The organism is Micromonospora sp. HK10 (assembly GCF_000982955.1).
Taxonomy (GTDB): Bacteria; Actinomycetota; Actinomycetes; order Mycobacteriales; family Micromonosporaceae; genus Micromonospora.
Genome location: NZ_KQ058832.1, coordinates 70615 through 90749 on the forward strand (window position 1 = coordinate 70615; position 20135 = coordinate 90749).

The window sequence follows — 20135 nt, forward strand, 5'->3', positions numbered from 1 at the left end:
GTCTACACCCCTCAGCTGACCGGGCCGCCGAAGGCCTCGATACGGTCACCGTCAGCCAGCTTCACCATCGCCCGCTTGGTGTCCTTGCGCTTGCCGAACCCGGTACGGGTCCGCTTGCGCTTGCCCTCGCGGTTGAGCGTGTTCACCGTCAGGACGCGGACGTTGAAGATCTGCTGGATAGCGATCTTGATCTCGGTCTTGTTCGCGTCCGGGTGCACCAGGAAGGTGTACCAGTTGCGGTTCAGCTCGCTGTAGCTCTTCTCCGAGACGACCGGCGCGACGATGACGTCACGCGGATCGGCGATCGTGCTCACTTGCCACCCTCCTCGGTGGTCTCGGCGGGAACGCCCAGGAACTCGTCCAGGGCCTCCTTGGTGAAGACCACGTCGTCGGCCACCAGCACGTCGTACGTGTTGAGCTGGCCGGCCTCGATCAGGTGCACCCGCGGCTCGTTGCGCAGCGACACCCAGTTCAGCTCGTCGGTGCTGCTCAGCACGACCAGGACGCGCCGGGCGTCGGTCAGCTTCGCCAGCGTGGCCAGCGCGGCCTTGGTCGACGGCTTCTCACCCGAGACGAACGCCTCGACGACGTGCACCTGGCCGGCGCGGGCCCGGTCGGAGAGGGCGCCACGCAGGGCGGCGGCCTTCATCTTCTTCGGGGTGCGCTGGCTGTAGTCGCGCGGCACCGGGCCGTGGACCACGCCACCGCCGGCGAACTGCGGCGCGCGGGTCGAGCCCTGGCGGGCACGACCGGTGCCCTTCTGCTTGTACGGCTTCTTGCCTCCACCGGAGACCTCGCCGCGGGTCTTGACCTTGTGCGTGCCCTGCCGGGCCGCCGCGAGCTGAGCCACCACGACCTGGTGCATCAGCGCGATGTTGGCCTGGACGTCGAAGATGTCGGCCGGCAGCTCGACGGAGCCGCTCTTGGCGCCTTCGACGTTGCGGACGTCAACGGTGGTCACTTGGCCGCACCGCCCTTCTTCACCTTGGTCTTGGCCGCGGTACGGACCAGGACCAGCGCGCCCTTGGGGCCGGGGATGGCACCGCGGACGAGCAGGAGGTTGTTCTCGGTGTCGATCGCCTGGACCGTCAGGTTCTGGACGGTGTAGCGCACGCCACCCATCCGACCCGCCATCCGGGTGCCCTTGAAGACGCGACCCGGGGTCGCGCAGGCGCCGATGGAGCCCGGCGAGCGGTGCTTGCGCTCCACACCGTGGCTGGCGCGCAGACCGTGGAAGCCGTGCCGCTTCATCGGGCCGGCGTAGCCCTTGCCCTTGGTCTTGCCGGTGACGTCGATGATGACGCCGGCGGGGAACTCCTCGACCGTGACCTCCTGGCCCGGCGAGTAGTCCCCGGCGTCCGTGGTCCGCAGCTCGACGATGTGCCGGCGCGGCGCGACGTCCGCCTTCGCGTAGTGCCCGCTGATCGGCTTCTTGACCTTGCGCGGGTCGATCGTGCCGTACGCCAGCTGGACCGCGGAGTAACCGTCCTTCTCGGCGCTACGAACCTGGCTGATGACGCAGGGGCCGGCCTGAACCACGGTCACCGGGACAACCTTGTTGTTGTCCCAGACCTGGGTCATGCCGAGCTTTGCGCCCAGGATCCCCTTGACTTGCCTGTCCATTTGTCCGGTCCCTACAGCTTGATCTCGATGTCGACGCCAGCCGGCAGGTCGAGGCGCATGAGCGAGTCGACCGTCTTCGGGGTCGGGTCGATGATGTCGATCAGACGCTTGTGCGTACGCATCTCGAAGTGCTCGCGCGAGTCCTTGTACTTGTGCGGCGAGCGGATTACGCAGAAACGGTTGATCTCCGTGGGCAGCGGCACCGGGCCAGCGACCTGCGCCCCGGTACGCGTCACCGTCTCGACGATCTTCCGAGCCGAGGAGTCGACGACCTCGTGGTCATAGGCCTTGAGCCGGATGCGGATCTTCTGTCCCGCCATGGTGGCTTCTGTTCCTTCTCTCGATGCCGCTGTGTTGCGGGCACCTGTACCGGCTGGTACAGGCCCACTTCCGCCGACCCCCGCGGTCGGGCGTGTCGCGCCCGTGGACCAGGCTCCGCCCCGGGACTCCGGAGCGATTCTCTGACCACGCGGTGGGTCATGGCGCCGGCCGCGATCACCGCGACCTGAACGCCGTGCGAGGGTGGTTGACCGCCCTGGGGCGATCAACCACCCGACGCGCGACTGTTTGTCGGCCCGGAGGTCCAGCATGCACCGGACGCAGGCGACTAACCGTCGTTACGCAACCTGACTAGTATGCCGCACGACCGGCGGCGACGCTAATCGGGGTTACCCAGCTCACTTGATGATCTTGGTGACGCGACCCGCGCCGACCGTACGGCCACCCTCCCGGATCGCGAACTTGAGGTTCTCCTCCATCGCGATGGGCTGGATCAGCTTCACGGTCATCGTGGTGTTGTCGCCCGGCATGACCATCTCGGTGCCCTCGGGCAGCGTGACGACGCCGGTGACGTCCGTGGTCCGGAAGTAGAACTGCGGACGGTAGTTCTGGAAGAACGGGGTGTGCCGGCCGCCCTCCTCCTTGGAGAGGATGTAGACCGTCGCCTCGAACTCCGTGTGCGGGGTCGTGGTGCCCGGCTTGATGACGACCATGCCGCGCTCGACGTCCTCGCGCTTGATGCCGCGCAGCAGCAGACCGACGTTCTCACCCGCGCGGGCCTCGTCGAGCAGCTTGCGGAACATCTCGATGCCGGTGCAGGTGGTCTTCATCGACTTCTCACGGATGCCGACGATCTCCACCTCCTCGTTCGGCTTGAGGATGCCGCGCTCGGCGCGACCGGTGACCACGGTGCCGCGGCCGGTGATCGTGAAGACGTCCTCGATCGGCATGAGGAACGGCTTGTCGGTCTCGCGCTCCGGCTGCGGAATCGCGGTGTCGACAGCGTTCATCAGGTCCAGGAGCTTCCCGGTCCACTCCGGGTCGCCCTCGAGGGCCTTCAGCGCCGAGACCCGGACGACCGGCAGGTCGTCACCCGGGTACTCCTGCGAGGAGAGCAGCTCGCGGACCTCGAGCTCGACGAGCTCCAGGAGCTCCTCGTCGTCGACCATGTCGCTCTTGTTGAGCGCCACGACGATGTACGGCACACCGACCTGACGGGCCAGCAGCACGTGCTCGCGGGTCTGCGGCATCGGGCCGTCGGTCGCCGCCACCACCAGGATCGCGCCGTCCATCTGGGCGGCACCGGTGATCATGTTCTTGATGTAGTCGGCGTGACCGGGGCAGTCGACGTGCGCGTAGTGCCGCGCCTCGGTCTGGTACTCGACGTGCGCGATCGAGATCGTGATGCCGCGGGCCTTCTCCTCCGGCGCCTTGTCGATCTCGTCGAACGGCGTGTACGGGTTCAGGTCCGGGTACTGGTCGTGCAGGACCTTGGTGATGGCCGCCGTCAGCGTCGTCTTACCGTGGTCGATGTGACCAATGGTGCCGATGTTGACGTGCGGCTTAGTCCGCTCGAACTTCGCCTTCGCCACTGGTGTCCTCCTGTGGACTTTCTTGGTTCGTTCGCCCCGGTGCGCCGGTCGGCGCGTAGGACTCTGTCGACAGCCTTTCCGGCCTGACGGCCGGAGAGCCTTGGTGGGTTCTGCGGCGATGAAGCCTACAGGCCCGGATTCACACAACCCGACCGAGGTGGCCGCGGGCGGGAGATCCCTCCCGCGACCGACCCCGAATCATCCGATCAGCTCAGGGTGAGCGTCACTCACCCGTCGCCTTGGCGATGATCTCCTTCGCCACGCTCTGCGGAACCTCGGCGTAGGAGTCGAACTGCATGCTGTAGCTAGCCCGGCCCTGGGTCTTCGACCGCAGGTCGCCGACGTAGCCGAACATCTCCGACAACGGCACCAGAGCCCGGACGACGCGAGCGCCGCTGCGCTCCTCCATCGCCTGGATGATGCCGCGACGGGAGTTGAGGTCGCCGATGACGTCACCCATGTTCTCCTCAGGAGTGGTGACCTCAACGGCCATCATCGGCTCGAGCAGTGCGGGGTCGGCCTTGCGGGCCGCCTCCTTCATCACCATCGAACCGGCGATCTTGAACGCCATCTCGGACGAGTCGACCTCGTGGTACTGGCCGTCCAGCAGCGTCAGCTTGAGACCCACCAGCGGGAAGCCGGCGAGAATGCCGTACTGCATGGCGTCCTGGGCGCCCGCGTCCACCGACGGGATGAACTCCCGGGGGATGCGGCCACCGGTGACGGCGTTCGCGAACTCGTAGGTCGGCGAGTCGTTGCCCATGGGCAGCGGCTCGAGGCTCACGATCACGCGGGCGTACTGGCCGGAGCCACCGGTCTGCTTCTTGTGGGTGTACTCGACCTTGTCCACCTTGCGGCGGATGGTCTCACGGTACGCCACCTGCGGCTTGCCGATGTTCGCCTCGACGTTGAACTCGCGGCGCATCCGGTCGACCAGGATGTCCAGGTGCAGCTCGCCCATGCCGGAGATGACCGTCTGACCGGTCTGGTCGTCCAGCTTGACGCGGAAGGTCGGGTCCTCCTCGGCCAGCCGCTGGATGGCGGTGCTGAGCTTCTCCTGGTCGGCCTTGGTCTTCGGCTCGATGGCCACCTCGATGACCGGCTCCGGGAAGGTCATCGACTCGAGGATGACCGGGTTCGCCGGGTCGCACAGGGTGTCACCGGTGGTGGTCTGCTTCAGACCCTGGACCGCGATGATGTCGCCGGCCTTGGCGGAGCTGCGCTCCTCCCGCTTGTTGGCGTGCATCTGGTAGATCTTGCCGATGCGCTCCTTGCGGTCCTTGGTGGAGTTGATCACCTGAGAACCGGACTCGAGCGTGCCGGAGTAGATCCGGACGTACGTCAGCTTGCCGAGGTGCTTGTCGGTCTGGATCTTGAAGGCCAGGCCGGAGAACGGCTCCGAGGTCGACGGCTTGCGCAGCATCGGCGTCTCGCCGTCGGTGGCCGTACCCTCGATCGCCGGGACGTCCAGCGGCGACGGCAGGTACGCGACGACCGCGTCCAGCATCGGCTGGATGCCCTTGTTCTTGAAGGCGGTACCGGTGAGGACCGGGTTGGCCTTGCCGGCGATGGTGGCCCGACGGATGGCGGCCCTGATCTCCTCAGCGGAGATCTCCTCGCCCTCGAGGTACTTCTCCATCACCGAGTCGTCGACGTCGGCGAGGGTCTCCATCAGCTTCTCGCGCCACTCCGCGGCGGAGTCGGCGAGGTCGGCCGGGATCTCCTCGATCGCGTAGTCCTCACCCTTCTGGGTCTCGCCACGCCAGGTGAGCGCGCGCATCTCGACCAGGTCGACCACGCCGATGAAGTCAGCCTCGGCGCCGATCGGAATCTGGAGGACCAGCGGGGTGGCGTTGAGCCGGTCGATCATCATCTGCACGCAGCGGAAGAAGTCGGCGCCGGTCCGGTCGAGCTTGTTGACGAAGCACATCCGGGGGACGTTGTACTTGTCCGCCTGGCGCCAGACGTTCTCCGTCTGGGGCTCCACACCGGCCACGCCGTCGTACACCGCGACCGCACCGTCCAGAACGCGCAGCGACCGCTCTACCTCGACCGTGAAGTCGACGTGGCCGGGCGTGTCGATGATCTGGATCGTGTGGCCCTTCCACTCGCACTTCGTGGCGGCGGAAGTGATGGTGATACCGCGCTCCTGCTCCTGCTCCATCCAGTCCATGACGGCAGCGCCCTCGTGGACCTCACCGATCTTGTACGTGATGCCGGTGTAGAACAGGATCCGCTCGGTGGTAGTGGTCTTACCGGCATCGATGTGCGCCATGATGCCGATGTTGCGTACGTTGGCGAGCGCGTCTGCGGCGGCCACTTCAATCCCTACTTATCGTCGTCTCGACACAACTGGTGGCGGTTCCGGCGCCCGGGTGGGCGCCGGAACCAAGGTGTTACCAGCGGTAGTGCGCGAAGGCCTTGTTGGACTCGGCCATCTTGTGCGTGTCCTCGCGCCGCTTCACGGCGGCACCGAGGCCGTTGCTCGCGTCCAGCAGCTCGTTCATCAGCCGCTCGACCATGGTCTTCTCGCGCCGGGCGCGGGAGTAGGTGACGAGCCAGCGCAGACCGAGGGTGGTCGCGCGGGCCGGCCGGACCTCGACCGGAACCTGGTAGGTGGCGCCACCGACGCGGCGGCTGCGCACCTCGAGGGTCGGCTTCACGTTGTCCATCGCCCGCTTCAGCGTGACGACGGGGTCGGTGCCGGACTTCTCGCGGCAGCCCTCCAGGGCGGCGTACACGATGCGCTCGGCGAGCTGCCGCTTGCCGCGCAGCAGGATCTTGTTCACCAGCTGGGTGACCAGCGGCGAGTTGTACACCGGGTCAGCGACCAGCGGCCGCCGCGGAGCGGGTCCCTTACGCGGCATGTCAGCTCTTCTCCTTCTTCGCGCCGTAACGGCTGCGCGCCTGCTTGCGGTTGCGGACACCCTGGGTGTCCAGCGAGCCGCGAACGATCTTGTACCGCACGCCGGGGAGGTCCTTCACACGACCACCGCGAACGAGCACGATCGAGTGCTCCTGCAGGTTGTGGCCGACGCCCGGGATGTAGGCGGTCACCTCGATCTGGCTGCTGAGCTTGACACGAGCGACCTTGCGCAGCGCCGAGTTCGGCTTCTTCGGGGTGGTGGTGTACACGCGGGTGCACACACCGCGACGCTGGGGGGACCCCTTCAGCGCCGGGGTCTTGGTCTTGGTCGTCTTGGCCTGGCGGCCCTTTCGGACCAGCTGCTGAATGGTGGGCACCGGGTTTCTCCGCTCCCTTCGGCCGCTGCGAGGCGACCGCGCCGTCTGCTCTAGCCGGCCTGATGGACGGCTCTCCTACATTCCAACCAGGGCCACCTGACGGGGGTCCCAGCACCCGCGGTCGGGCGTGTCGCCCGGATCACGGTTCCCGGTGCGTCGTTCGCACGGCGTACCGGTGGTTCTGTCACCGGCACAGGACTGCTCCGACGCCGGATCTTTGGGGCTGTGTCGTGCGGCCACGCGATCACCGGCTGACCGGTTCCGGCGCACGCACGCATTGCCCGGGCTTGCCCGGGCACAAGGGGAAAGAGTACCTACCACAGCCGCGCAGGTCAAAACGGAGCGGCCCGGGAGAGCTGCGTCGCAGCCCCGGCCGATCGTCTCGTGCCTGCCCGCCCACGATGGGCACCTACAGTCACCAGTGTACCGGCTTCCGCCGTTGCCGGCCCGGCAGCCCCGCTTCCACCCCGGCAGCGACCCGCCGGCCACCGCTGTCACGCCTGTTCACCGCCGCCGCCGGGCGGCCGGGCACCGGTCAGGTGATCTGCACCACCAACGCCACCGCCAGCCCCAGCAGACTCAGCAGCAGGCCCACCGCCCCGCACACCAGGCCCGCCACGGCCAGGCCACGCCCGGTGAAGCGGACCGCCGGCGGCGGCGCCGGGCGCCGGATCTGCCGGCGGGCCAGCAGCCCCGCGACCACCGCGCCGGTCCCGGCGAGGCCGCCGAGCAGGGTGAACGCCCCCGCCGCCCAGGCGCCGCCGTAGTTCGGCCCGGCGATCCCGAAGCAGAACACCAGCAGCGAGACCAGGATCGAGGCGATCCCGGCGGTCAGCGACCCGACGGCCAGCCCGGAGGTCACCGGCGGCACGTCGAGGTGGACCACGCCGAACGGGGTGCCGGGCACCGCATCCACCCGCTTCGGCGGACGGGAGGCCTCCCGCGGGGGCGGCGGCACCGCGGCCGGCCGGGGTGCCATGGGCGGGGGACCACCCCAGCCGCCGCCGGCCGGCGCGCTCCCCCGGTCCGCCCACCCACCGCCGGACGCCGGCGGGCTTCCCGGGTACGCCCCGGACGCCGGCCAGCCGGGCTGCGGCGAGCCGGGCTGCGACCAGCCGGGATGCGGCGAGCCGGGATGCGGCGAGCCGGGATGCGGCGAGCCGGGATGCGGCGTGACCGGTGCGGGGTCGTACCCCGCGGCGGCGTCCGGCCGCTGCGGGGACCAGGCCCCCGGCGCCCCCCACGGGCTGCTGGCCGGGACCCCCGGCGACGTACCGGCGGCCGCCGAGCCGGCCGGGTCGGCGCCCGGCGGCGGGGCGTCCGATCCGGCGCCGGACCGGGTCGGGTCGCCTCCCGGCGGTGGGGCCGGTTCGGTCACGGGGTCCTCCTGTCGATGTGGCTCACCCGCCACGGGGGCGGACACGGGCCAGGCTACCGTCGCGCGTCCCGCGGGCGGGGCCGGGCGCGGGACGCTCCCCCGCGCGGTCAGTCGACGTTCGGCGCGTAGTCGTGACCGAACGGGGTGCCGGCGAGCCGGAGCACCCCGATCACCATCGCCGCCACCACCGCGGTGACGGCCAGCACCAGGCCGGCCCACGCCAGCCGCTCCCCCCGGCGCAGCCGGTCCCCGCCGGTGAGGAAACCGCCCGAGGCGTACGCCTCCCGGCGGGCCTGCCGGGCCAGGATGAGCGCGATGGTCGACGGCACCACGCCACCGATGAAGAACCCGGTCAGCGCCCCGATCAGCCCGAGGGCGAAGACCGCGCGGGCCTTCGTCGACCGGACCGGCTCAGGGTCGAGCGGGTGGCGCGGCCCCTGCTGGGCGACGGGCACCTGCCCGGGCGCGGTCGTCATGCCCACCATCATGCCCCGACGCGGCCGCGCCCGGTCCCGCCGACGCACGGACCGACGCCGGCACCGTGCTGCCCGGCGGCGTGCTGGCCGACGCCGTGCTGGCCGGCGCCGTGCTGGCCGGCACCGTGCTGGCCGGCGGCGTGCTGGCCGGCGGTGTGCTGGCCGGCGGTGTGCTGGCCGGCGGTGTGCTGGCCGGCGGTGTGGTGCCCGGTACCGTGCTGGCCGGCGGTGTGCTGGCCGGCGGCATGGGGAGCCGGTCCGCCCGGAGCAGCAGCAGCGCGGCGACCGCCACCACGGCCGCCTCGGTGAGCAGCACCGCCCGGTAGTCGAGCACGCCGATCAGGTACGCCCCGAGCCCGATCGACGCGGTCTGCGGGACGGTGGTGGTCACCTCGAAGGCGGTGTACACCCGGCCCTGAAGCCGGTCGGGCGCGCCCCGCTGCAGGACGGTGAGCAGGGCGATCGCCATGACGGTCAGGCCCAGCCCGGAGCTGACCCGGCCGGCCAGCACCACGCCGAGCGTCGGCACGGCGGCCAGCACGGCCCCGGCCGACCAGGCGAGGAACGCCGCCGCGGCGACGCGGATCTCGCCGAACCGGCGGATCGCGACCGTGCTGAGCAGCCCGCCGAGGACCGCACCGATCCCCTGGGCGGCCTGGAGCACGCCGAGGAACTCCGGGGCCCGGTGCAGGCCGCGGTCGACGACCGCGTACCCGGTGGACTCGGCGAAGCCCAGCACCAGGGCGAGCACGGTGCAGGCGAGCGCCACCCGGCGCAGCAGCGGATGGCCGGCGAGGTGCCGGAAGCCCGCGCCGGCCTCGCCCAGCCAGTGCCGGAGCACGCCCGCGGTGCGCTCCGGCCGGTCCGGGGTCGGGTCGGGGCCGCGCAGGGTCCACAGCAGGGCCGCCGCGCCGACGAAGGTCGCCATGTCCAGCACGGCCACCGCCGCGCCGCCGAACAGGGCGAACAGGCCGGCGCCGGCGAGCGGGGCGAGCAGCCGCAGGCTCTCCCGGACGGTGCGCAGCAGCCCGTTCGCGGCGGCCAGCAGGTCACCGGGGAGCAGGCTGACCAGCAGGGCGGACTGGGCCGGTTCGATGACCAGGTGCAGGCCGCCGTAGAGCAGCATCACCGCGTAGATCAACGGCACCTGGCCGGGGCCCCGGACCGCCAGCAGCGGCAGCAGGATCGCCACGCCGGCCAGGTTCGCGACCAGCAGCAGCCGCCGGCGCGGAAGCCGGTCGGCGAGCAACCCGGCGACCGGCGCGAGCAGAGCCGGGAGGCTGAAGAAGAGGAAGGTCAGGCCGGCCGCGCCGTCGCTGCCGGTCAACTCCTTCACCCAGATGCCGCAGGCCAGCCACATCGCGCTGTCTCCGACCAGGGAGAGGGTCTGGGCGGTCAGGTAACGGCGGGCGCGGGGGTCAGCGAGCAGCCGTCGGGTCGACATCCGGCACCTCCGGGGGGCGCGTCGGGTAGCCGAAGAGGAGCAGCTCGACCGGGAGAGCGCCGGCGGGGCGGGCGTCGGAATCGGTGCGCCGCCGGTCGAACCGGGCGGTGAAGCCCGCCACCAGGTCGCGGTACGCGGCGACGAACTCGGCCAGCTCGTCGGCGGTGAGGTGGAAGAGGTGCTGCTGCCCGGTGGCCGCCGCGTACCAGTCGGGTGGATAGGTGGGGGCGTCGTCGACGAACCGGCGCAGCCGCTGGACGTACCGGTCGAGCAGCACCCGGTCGAGCGCCTGGCTGGCGCGGGTCCAGTCGGGGTCCTCCGGGCGGGCGGGCGCGGACCAGCCCTGCCGGGTCAGCCGCCAGGGCCGGGCCCGGCCGCGGCCACCGCCGGCCTCCTCGACGAAGCCGTAGCGGGCCAGCTGCCGGAGATGGAACGAGCAGGTGGTGGCGGTTTCCCCGATCAGCTCGCCGGCCTGGGTCGCGGTCAGCGGACCGCCGCCGAGGGCCTCCATGAGGGCCAGGCGTACGGGGTGGCTCAGCGCCCGCAGCTCGCGGGCGTCGGTGAGGGTGCGCTGTTCCTCGTTCTCCATACCGTCGAGAGTAGTCTGTCGAGAGAGTTCTCTCGACAGACTTCTCTTCATATGGCGCACCCTGAGACGCGACGAGGCCCCCGGCGGACGCCGGGGGCCTCGTCGTTCCTCGTGCTTAGCGGTACGACCCGAAGTCGAAGTCGTCCAGCGGCACCGCCTGGCCGCTGGCCGGCCCGAAGCCGTAGTCGGTCTCCGGGTAGCCGGTCATCGAGTAGACCTTGGCCTTCGCCTCCTCGGTCGGCTCGACCCGGACGTTGCGGTACTTGCTGATGCCCGTACCGGCCGGGATGAGCTTACCGATGATCACGTTCTCCTTGAGGCCGATCAGCGAGTCGCTGCGGGCGTGGATCGCCGCGTCCGTCAGCACCCGGGTGGTCTCCTGGAAGGAGGCCGCCGACAGCCAGGAATCCGTGGCCAGCGAGGCCTTGGTGATACCCATCAGCACCGGGCGACCGGCGGCGGGCTCGCCGCCCTCGGAGACGAGCCGGCGGTTCTCCGACTCGAACAGCGCCCGGTCGACCAGCACACCCGGCAGGAACTCGGTCGAGCCGGAGTCGATGACCGTCACCCGCTTGAGCATCTGGCGGATGATGATCTCGATGTGCTTGTCGTGGATGAGCACACCCTGCGAGCGGTAGACCTCCTGGACCTCCTGGGTCAGGTGGACCTGGACCGCGCGCGGGCCGAGGATGCGCAGCAGCTCGTGCGGGTCGATGGTGCCCTCGGTGAGCTTCTCACCGACCTCGACGTGGTCGCCGTCGTGGGCCCGCAGCTTCACGCGCTTCGAGATCTTGTCGTACACGATCTCGTCGCTGCCGTCGTCCGGGATCACCACGATCTTCCGGGACCGCTCGCCGTCCTCGATCCGGATCCGGCCCGGGGTGTCGGCGATGGGCGCCTTACCCTTCGGGACCCGGGCCTCGAAGATCTCCTGGACCCGGGGCAGACCCTGGGTGATGTCCTCACCCGCGACACCACCGGTGTGGAAGGTACGCATCGTCAGCTGCGTACCCGGCTCACCGATGGACTGGGCGGCGATGATGCCGACGGCCTCACCGATGTCGACCGACTTGCCGGTCGGCAGCGAACGGCCGTAGCAGGCCGCGCAGACGCCCAGCTTCGACTCGCAGGTGAGCACGCTGCGCACCCGGACGGTCTCCACCCCGGCCGCGACGATCTTGTCGACGCCGATCGAGTTGATGTCCTGACCCCGCTCGGCGACCACGGTGCCGTCCGGCCCCTTGATGTCGTCGGCCAGGGTCCGGGCGTGCACGCTGGTCTCGGCGTGCGTGTGCACGACCAGCTTGCCGTCCAGCCGCTCGCCGATCTGCATCGGGATGGCGCGGTCGGTGCCGCAGTCCTCCTCGCGGATGATGACGTCCTGCGACACGTCCACCAGACGCCGGGTCAGGTAACCCGAGTCGGCGGTCCGCAGCGCGGTGTCGGCGAGACCCTTGCGGGCACCGTGCGTGGAGATGAAGTACTCCAGCACGGAGAGACCCTCGCGGTACGACGCCTTGATCGGACGCGGGATGATCTCACCCTTGGGGTTGGCCACCAGACCACGGATGGCCGCGATCTGCCGGAGCTGGAGCAGGTTACCGCGGGCACCCGAGTTGATCATCTTCCACAGCGGGTTCTCCTGCGGCAGCGCGGTGTCCATCTCCTTGGCGACCTCGTTGGTCGCCTTGGTCCAGATCTCGATGAGCTCGCCGCGACGCTCCTCGGCGGTCATCAGACCACGCTGGTACTGCTTGTCGATCCGGTCGGCTTCCGTCTCGTACCGGGCCAGGATCTCCGCCTTGCGCGGCGGCGCGATGACGTCCTCCATACCGATGGTGACGCCGGACCAGGTGGCCCAGTGGAAACCGGCCTCCTTGAGCCCGTCCAGGGTGGCCGCCAGGGCCACCTTCGGGAAGCGCTCGGCGAGGTCGTTGACGATCGCGGAGAGCTGGCCCTTGCGGATCTCGTAGTTCACGAAGCGGTAGCCCGGGGGCAGCGTCTCGTTGAACAGGACCCGGCCCAGGGTGGTCTCCACCGTGACCGTGTCGCCCTCGGTCCAGCCCTCCGGCGCGACCCACGGCTCGGCGCCGGCGCCGTTGTCGACCCCGACGATGTCCCGCAGCCGGATCTTGACCGGGGTCTGCAGGTGCAGCTCGCCGTTGTCGTACGCCATCCGCGCCTCGGCGTCCGAGCTGAACGCCCGGCCCTCGCCCTTGCCTCCCGGAGTGAGGTGGGTGAGGTGGTAGAGGCCGATGACCATGTCCTGGGTGGGCATGGTGACCGGCTTGCCGTCGGCCGGCTTGAGGATGTTGTTCGACGACAGCATCAGGATCCGCGCCTCGGCCTGGGCCTCGGCGGACAGCGGCACGTGCACCGCCATCTGGTCACCGTCGAAGTCGGCGTTGAACGCGGTGCAGACCAGCGGGTGGATCTGGATGGCCTTGCCCTCGACCAGCTGCGGCTCGAAGGCCTGGATACCCAGCCGGTGCAGGGTCGGCGCCCGGTTCAGCAGGACCGGGTGCTCGCCGATGACCTCTTCCAGCACGTCCCACACGACCGGCCGCTGCCGCTCGACCATCCGCTTGGCGGACTTGATGTTCTGCGCGTGGTTGAGGTCGACCAGCCGCTTCATCACGAACGGCTTGAACAGCTCCAGCGCCATCTGCTTGGGCAGACCGCACTGGTGCAGCTTGAGCTTCGGGCCGACCACGATGACCGAACGGCCGGAGTAGTCGACGCGCTTGCCCAGCAGGTTCTGGCGGAACCGGCCCTGCTTGCCCTTGAGCATGTCGGAGAGCGACTTCAGCGGCCGGTTACCCGGACCGGTGACCGGACGACCGCGCCGGCCGTTGTCGAACAGCGCGTCGACGGCCTCCTGCAGCATCCGCTTCTCGTTGTTGACGATGATCTCGGGCGCGCCGAGGTCGATCAGCCGCTTGAGCCGGTTGTTCCGGTTGATCACGCGGCGGTACAGGTCGTTCAGGTCGGAGGTCGCGAAGCGGCCACCGTCGAGCTGCACCATCGGGCGCAGGTCCGGCGGGATGACCGGGACGCAGTCCAGCACCATGCCGAGCGGCGAGTTGCGGGTGTTCTGGAACGCCGCCACGACCTTCAGCCGCTTGAGCGCCCGGATCTTCCGCTGGCCCTTGCCGGAGCGGATGGTCTCGCGCAGGCTCTCGGCCTCGGCGTCGAGGTCCATGTTCTGGACCAGCGCCTTGATCGCCTCGGCACCCATGCTGCCGGTGAAGTACTCGCCGAAGCGGTCGCGCAGCTCGCGGTAGAGCAGCTCGTCGGTGACCAGCTGCTTCGGCTCGAGCTTGCGGAAGGTGTCGAGGACCTCGTCGAGCCGGTCGATCTCGCGCTGGGCCCGGTCGCGGATCTGGCGCATCTCGCGCTCTCCGCCCTCCTTGACCTTGCGCCGGACGTCCGCCTTCGCGCCCTCGGCCTCCAGCTCGGCCAGGTCGGCCTCGAGCTTGGCGGCCCGCTTCTCGATCTCCGAGTCGCGGCTGTTCTCAGCCTGCCGCTTCTCGGCCAGGATCTCGTTCTCGATGGTCGAGAGGTCGCGGTGACGCGCCTCGGCGTCCACGCTCGTCACGACGTACGAGGCGAAGTAGATGATCTTCTCGAGGTCCTTCGGGGCGAGGTCCAGCAGGTAGCCCAGCCGGCTCGGCACGCCCTTGAAGTACCAGATGTGGGTCACCGGAGCGGCCAGCTCGATGTGACCCATCCGCTCCCGGCGAACCTTGGAGCGGGTCACCTCGACGCCGCAGCGCTCGCAGATGATGCCCTTGAAGCGGACCCGCTTGTACTTACCGCAGTAGCACTCCCAGTCCCGCTGCGGACCGAAGATCTTCTCGCAGAAGAGCCCGTCCTTCTCCGGCTTGAGGGTGCGGTAGTTGATGGTCTCGGGCTTCTTGACCTCGCCGTGGGACCACTGACGGATGTCGTCAGCGGTGGCGAGGCCGATGCGCAGCTCGTCGAAGAAGTTGACGTCGAGCACTATGTCCCCTATGTCGTCGTCCGTACAGCTAGATCTCGGGCGGGCTTGGGGGCCGGTCGATCCGCGGAGGGATCAAGCCTGACCGCCCGGAGCGGGTCGATCGGCCCCCAAGACCACACCACCTACACCTCTTCGACCGAGCTCGGCTCGCGCCGGGACAGGTCGATGCCCAGCTCCTCCGCCGCCCGGAACACCTCGTCGTCGGTCTCGCGCATCTCCAGGGCCACGCCGTCGCTGGAGAGCACCTCGACGTTGAGGCACAGCGACTGCAGCTCCTTGAGCAGCACCTTGAACGACTCCGGGATGCCCGGCTCGGGGATGTTCTCGCCCTTGACGATCGCCTCGTAGACCTTCACCCGGCCGAGGACGTCGTCGGACTTGATGGTCAGCAGCTCCTGCAGGGCGTAGGCGGCGCCGTACGCCTGCATGGCCCAGCACTCCATCTCGCCGAAGCGCTGGCCACCGAACTGCGCCTTACCACCCAGCGGCTGCTGCGTGATCATCGAGTACGGGCCGGTCGACCGGGCGTGGATCTTGTCGTCGACCAGGTGGTTGAGCTTCAGGATGTAGATGTAGCCGACCGCGATCGGGTCCGGCAGCGGCTCGCCGGAGCGACCGTCGAACAGCTGCGCCTTGCCGGAGGAACCGATCAGCTGCTTGCCGTCCCGGTTGGGCAGGGTCGACGCGAGCAGACCGGAGATCTCCTCCTCGCGGGCACCGTCGAAGACCGGGGTGGCCACGTTGGTGTCCGGCTCGGACTCGTGCGCGTTGATCGAGCGGAGCTGGCGCTTCCACTCGACGTCGTCGCCGTCCACGCTCCAGCCGGTCTTGGCCACCCACCCGAGGTGGGTCTCCAGGACCTGACCGATGTTCATCCGGGACGGCACACCGAGCGGGTTCAGCACGATGTCGACCGGGGTGCCGTCCTCCAGGAACGGCATGTCCTCGATCGGCAGGATCTTGGAGATGACGCCCTTGTTGCCGTGGCGGCCCGCGAGCTTGTCACCGTCCTGGATCTTGCGCTTCTGGGCCACGTACACCCGGACCAGCTCGTTCACGCCCGGGGGCAGCTCGTCGCCGTCCTCGCGGGAGAAGGTACGCACGCCGATGACCGTGCCGGTCTCGCCGTGCGGCACCTTCAGCGAGGTGTCCCGGACCTCGCGCGCCTTCTCGCCGAAGATCGCGCGGAGCAGCCGCTCCTCGGGGGTCAGCTCGGTCTCGCCCTTCGGGGTGACCTTGCCGACCAGGATGTCACCGGGGACGACCTCGGCGCCGATCCGGATGATGCCGCGCTCGTCGAGGTCGGCGAGCATCTCCTCGCTGACGTTCGGGATGTCGCGGGTGATCTCCTCCGGACCGAGCTTGGTGTCCCGGGCGTCGACCTCGTGCTCCTCGATGTGGATCGAGGTGAGCACGTCCTGCTGCACGAGACGCTGCGACAGGATGATCGCGTCCTCGTAGTTGTGGCCCTCCCAGGTCATGAACGCCACGAGCAGGTTGCGCCCGAGCGCCATCTCGCCCTCGTCGGTGCACGGACCGTCGGCGATGACCTGGCCGGCCTCGACGCGGTCGCCCTCGAAGACGACCGGCTTCTGGTTGACGCAGGAGCCGGCGTTGGAGCGGCGGAACTTGTGCAGCAGGTACGTCCGGCGGTGGCCGTCGTCCTGGTGGACCGTGATGTAGTCCGCGCACAGGTCCTCGATCACACCGCCGACCTCGGCGACGACCACGTCGCCGGCGTCCACGGCCGCGCGGTACTCCATGCCCGTACCGACCAGCGGGGACTCCGCCTTGACCAGCGGCACCGCCTGGCGCTGCATGTTCGCGCCCATCAGCGCGCGGTTGGCGTCGTCGTGCTCGAGGAACGGGATCATCGCGGTCGCGACCGAGGTCATCTGCCGCGGCGACACGTCCATGTAGTCGACGGCCTCCGGCGGCACGTCCTCGGTCTCGCCACCCTTACGGCGGACCAGGACGCGGTCCTCGGCGAACGTGCCGTCCGACTTCAGCGGGGCGTTGGCCTGCGCCTTGACGAACCGGTCCTCCTCGTCCGCGGTCAGGTAGTCGATCTGGTCGGTGACCCGACCGTTGACGACCTTCCGGTACGGCGTCTCGATGAAGCCGAACGGGTTGACCCGGGCGAAGGTGGAGAGCGCGCCGATCAGACCGATGTTCGGGCCTTCCGGCGTCTCGATCGGGCACATCCGGCCGTAGTGGGACGGGTGCACGTCGCGGACCTCGAAGCCGGCCCGCTCCCGGGACAGACCACCCGGGCCGAGCGCGCTCAGCCGGCGCCGGTGGGTCAGGCCCGCCAGCGGGTTGGTCTGGTCCATGAACTGGGACAGCTGCGACGTGCCGAAGAACTCCTTGATCGCCGCCACCACCGGGCGGATGTTGATCAGAGTCTGCGGCGTGATCGCCTCGACGTCCTGGGTGGTCATCCGCTCGCGGACGACCCGCTCCATCCGGGACAGACCGACCCGGACCTGGTTCTGGATCAGCTCGCCCACGGTGCGCAGGCGCCGGTTGCCGAAGTGGTCGATGTCGTCGGCCTCGTAGCCCTCCTCACCGGCGTGCAGCCGGCAGAGGTATTCCACGGTGGCGACGATGTCGTCCTCGGTCAGCGTGCCGGTGGTGATCGGCACGTCCAGCTCGAGCTTCTTGTTGAACTTGTACCGACCGACCTTGGCGACGTCGTACCGCTTCGGGTTGAAGAAGAGGTTGTCGAGCAGGGTCTGGGCGTTCTCGCGGGTCGGCGGCTCGCCCGGACGGAGCTTGCGGTAGATGTCCAGCAGCGCCTCGTCCTGCCCGGCGATGTGGTCCTTCTCCAGGGTGGTCATCATGAGCTCGGACCAGCCGAACTTCTCGCGGATCCGCTCCGCGGACCACCCGATGGCCTTGAGCAGGACGGTGACGGCCTGCCGACGCTTGCGGTCGATGCGGACGCCGACCGTGTCGCGCTTGTCGATGTCGAACTCCAGCCAGGCACCCCGACTCGGGATGACCTTGACGCTGGAGAGGTCGCGGTCGGAGGTCTTGTCCGGCTGCTTGTCGAAGTAGACGCCCGGCGAGCGGACGAGCTGGCTGACCACGACGCGCTCGGTGCCGTTGATGATGAAGGTGCCCTTCGGCGTCATCATCGGGAAGTCACCCATGAACACCGTCTGGCTCTTGATCTCGCCAGTGGTGTTGTTGGTGAACTCCGCGGTCACGAACAGCGGGGCGCAGTAGGTCAGGTCCTTCTCCTTGCACTCCTCGATCGAGGCCTTGACCTCGTCGAAGCGCGGCGCCGAGAAGGAAAGCGACATGGTGCCGGAAAAGTCCTCAATGGGACTGATCTCGTCGAGGATCTCCGCGAGACCCGAGCGTGCGTGCGGGTCGTCCGCCGACCGGCCCTGCCAAGCCTCGTTGCCGACGAGCCAGTCGAAGGACTCGTTCTGAATGGCGAGGAGGTTGGGGACCTCGAGGTGTTCGGTGATCCGACCGAAAGAAACTCGGCGGGGCGCGAATGCGCTCGACGTACGACTGGTCTTCGCAGGGCGGGAAGCTGCCAAGATGCGTCCTTCCGAGGACCGGTGCTGCAGAACGGCTGGTACGCGTGCACTCCAATGACCCCACCAGAAATAGCCGGAATCGGACATTTCTGAGCAGGGGTCAAGACAAAAGGCAGCGCAAACTAGCAGTGTAGCCGAGAGGCTAACCGCTGTCCAGCCCACCCCGCAGGTCGTCGCGGAACTTGCCTCGGGACCTGCGGAAAACAGGTCAACCGGGCCGCTCGGAACGCGACGCTCCTGCCGGGCCGCTCAGGTGTCACGGCGGTGGTGCTGCCGCTCCTCTTACCCAAGTGGTGGCCGTTGCAAGCGCGGAAGGTCTTGCTGGTGTCAGCGTGCCTGTCGGGCCGGTGCCGCGTCAAGGGCCGGTTACCGCTCGGGGTGTCTTTCCCACCGACGGGCTACCGACGCCCCGCCCGGCCGAGCCCGGCGACCGGCGCGTCCGCCCTGCTCACAGCGCTGCCACCGGCACCACCAACACGGCGGGCGGCGATCCGCTTCCGGATCGCCGCCCGCCGCGACGCGGTTTGTGCCCCGGCTCACGTGAGCCGGGCGCGCGTCAGGGGTGGTGCAAGGTCACTTGAGGGTGACCTTGGCGCCCTCGCCCTCGAGCTTGGCCTTGGCCTTGTCGGCGGTCTCCTTGTTGGCCTTCTCCAGAACGGCCTTCGGCGCGCTCTCGACCAGGTCCTTGGCCTCCTTGAGGCCCAGGCCGGTCAGCTCGCGCACGACCTTGATGACCTGGATCTTCTTGCCGCCGTCAGCCTCGAGGATGACGTCGAACTCGTCCTTCTCCGGCTCGGCCTCGGCGGCCGGGCCGGCGGGGCCGCCGGCGGCGGCCACGGCGACCGGAGCCGCGGCGGTGACCTCGAAGGTCTCCTCGAACTGCTTCACGAACTCGGAGAGCTCGATCAGCGTCATCTCCTTGAACGCGTCGAGCAGCTCGTCGGTGCTGAGCTTCGCCATGTCTGGCGTCCTTTCTGAAAGTGAAAACTAAGAACGTGGGTGCGCCGGGTGGCCTCAGGCCGCCTCGGCGCCCTCCTTCTCGCGCTTGTCCTGCAGAGCGGCCGCCAGACGCGCGGTCTTGGCGAGCGGAGCCTGGAACAGGGCCGCGGCCTTGCTCAGGTTGCCCTTCATGGCGCCCGCCAGCTTCGCCAGCAGCACCTCGCGGGACTCCAGGTCGGCGAGCTTCGTGACCTCGGCCGCGGAAATGGCCTTGCCCTCGAAGACACCGCCCTTGATGACGAGCTTCGGGTTGGCCTTCGCGAAGTCGCGAAGCCCCTTCGCCGCCTCGACGACGTCGCCCGAAACGAAAGTCAGCGCGGTAGGACCGGTGAACAGCTCGTCGAGGCCGGAGATGCCCGCATCGGTCGCGGCACGCTTGGCCAGCGTGTTCTTCGCGACCGTGTAGCTGGTCTCCTTGCCGAGCGAGCGTCGCAGCTGGGTGAGCTGGGAAACCGTGAGCCCGCGGTACTCGGTGAGCACCGTGGCCCCCGCGTTGCGGAAGCTCTCGGTCAGCTCGGCGACGGCCGTGGCCTTGTCGGCCCGGATCGGCTTGTCCGCCATGTCCCTCCTCTCTCGTTGCTCGGAGCTGGTACGCCGGCGACGAGCCAGGGCTCGCGACGGCGGCGGAGGCATCACGACAACGAGAAAAGCCCCGGCGCAGGGCGCACGGGGCGAGGGCCGGCATCAGGATCACGGTCGGCGGACCGTGGACCACACCGATTTTCGCTTGCCGCCCTGCGCGGGTCGCCCGTCATCGCGGGACCTTCGACCGTGCCGGGGCACGGTGACCAGCGGTCTTTGGGTGGAACTACGGCACCAGGTTACGCGACCGCCGGCCGAGCGCCAAATCGGCCCCGGGCCCGGCCTTGATCGACTCGGGCTGCGGCAATCCGGGCCTACCCGCCGCCCGGAAGCCCCAACCTGCCGCAACCGGAGTCGATCACCACCGGGACCG

At 69.4% G+C, this 20135-nt stretch carries 16 protein-coding genes; all 16 read right to left on the reverse strand.

The window, feature by feature from the left end; genetic code table 11:
- Positions 1-11 precede the first annotated feature (11 nt).
- A complete protein-coding gene (gene rplW, locus LQ51_RS17835; protein WP_013288632.1) occupies positions 12-314 on the reverse strand; it encodes a 50S ribosomal protein L23 in 303 nt (100 codons plus the stop codon).
- On the reverse strand, positions 311-961 hold the full coding sequence (gene rplD / locus LQ51_RS17840) for a 50S ribosomal protein L4 (protein ID WP_046567218.1): 651 nt from the start codon (positions 959-961) through the stop codon (positions 311-313). Before rplD ends, rplW begins: the two co-directional genes overlap by 4 nt.
- Complete coding sequence (gene rplC / locus LQ51_RS17845; RefSeq protein WP_046567221.1) at positions 958-1623, reverse strand: 50S ribosomal protein L3; 666 nt, start codon at positions 1621-1623, stop codon at positions 958-960. The genes rplD and rplC overlap by 4 nt, the downstream gene beginning before the upstream one ends.
- Before the next feature lie 11 nt (positions 1624-1634).
- Complete coding sequence (gene rpsJ / locus LQ51_RS17850) at positions 1635-1943, reverse strand: 30S ribosomal protein S10 (protein ID WP_007073037.1); 309 nt, start codon at positions 1941-1943, stop codon at positions 1635-1637.
- A 357-nt stretch (positions 1944-2300) separates the two neighbouring features.
- Positions 2301-3494, reverse strand: a complete 1194-nt coding sequence (gene tuf, locus LQ51_RS17855) for an elongation factor Tu (protein WP_046567223.1) — start codon at positions 3492-3494, stop codon at positions 2301-2303.
- A 223-nt stretch (positions 3495-3717) separates the two neighbouring features.
- Complete coding sequence (gene fusA / locus LQ51_RS17860) at positions 3718-5814, reverse strand: elongation factor G (RefSeq protein ID WP_046567224.1); 2097 nt, start codon at positions 5812-5814, stop codon at positions 3718-3720.
- A gap of 76 nt (positions 5815-5890) precedes the next feature.
- Positions 5891-6361: a 30S ribosomal protein S7 gene (gene rpsG, locus LQ51_RS17865; RefSeq protein WP_046567226.1), complete on the reverse strand. Its 471-nt coding sequence runs from the start codon at positions 6359-6361 to the stop codon at positions 5891-5893.
- 1 nt (position 6362) lies between these two features.
- Complete coding sequence (gene rpsL / locus LQ51_RS17870; RefSeq protein WP_007465318.1) at positions 6363-6737, reverse strand: 30S ribosomal protein S12; 375 nt, start codon at positions 6735-6737, stop codon at positions 6363-6365.
- 535 nt (positions 6738-7272) lie between these two features.
- Entirely contained in the window at positions 7273-7653 is a 381-nt protein-coding gene (locus LQ51_RS17875; protein ID WP_046567304.1) for a hypothetical protein, read from the reverse strand.
- A gap of 569 nt (positions 7654-8222) precedes the next feature.
- Positions 8223-8591, reverse strand: coding sequence for a hypothetical protein (locus LQ51_RS17880; RefSeq protein ID WP_046567305.1), 369 nt, complete (start codon positions 8589-8591; stop codon positions 8223-8225).
- Positions 8527-10035, reverse strand: coding sequence for an MFS transporter (locus LQ51_RS17885; RefSeq protein WP_052744946.1), 1509 nt, complete (start codon positions 10033-10035; stop codon positions 8527-8529). Before LQ51_RS17885 ends, LQ51_RS17880 begins: the two co-directional genes overlap by 65 nt.
- Positions 10010-10624, reverse strand: coding sequence for an ArsR/SmtB family transcription factor (locus tag LQ51_RS17890; protein WP_052744947.1), 615 nt, complete (start codon positions 10622-10624; stop codon positions 10010-10012). Before LQ51_RS17890 ends, LQ51_RS17885 begins: the two co-directional genes overlap by 26 nt.
- A 115-nt stretch (positions 10625-10739) precedes the next feature.
- Complete coding sequence (locus tag LQ51_RS17895; RefSeq protein ID WP_046567228.1) at positions 10740-14627, reverse strand: DNA-directed RNA polymerase subunit beta'; 3888 nt, start codon at positions 14625-14627, stop codon at positions 10740-10742.
- Positions 14628-14749: 122 nt separating this feature from the next.
- Entirely contained in the window at positions 14750-18181 is a 3432-nt protein-coding gene (locus tag LQ51_RS17900; protein WP_046567230.1) for a DNA-directed RNA polymerase subunit beta, read from the reverse strand.
- A gap of 573 nt (positions 18182-18754) precedes the next feature.
- Positions 18755-19141: a 50S ribosomal protein L7/L12 gene (rplL, locus tag LQ51_RS17905; protein WP_046567231.1), complete on the reverse strand. Its 387-nt coding sequence runs from the start codon at positions 19139-19141 to the stop codon at positions 18755-18757.
- A gap of 54 nt (positions 19142-19195) precedes the next feature.
- Positions 19196-19741 (reverse strand): 50S ribosomal protein L10, encoded by a 546-nt coding sequence (gene rplJ, locus LQ51_RS17910; protein WP_046567232.1) that lies wholly within the window; start codon positions 19739-19741, stop codon positions 19196-19198.
- Positions 19742-20135 lie beyond the last annotated feature (394 nt).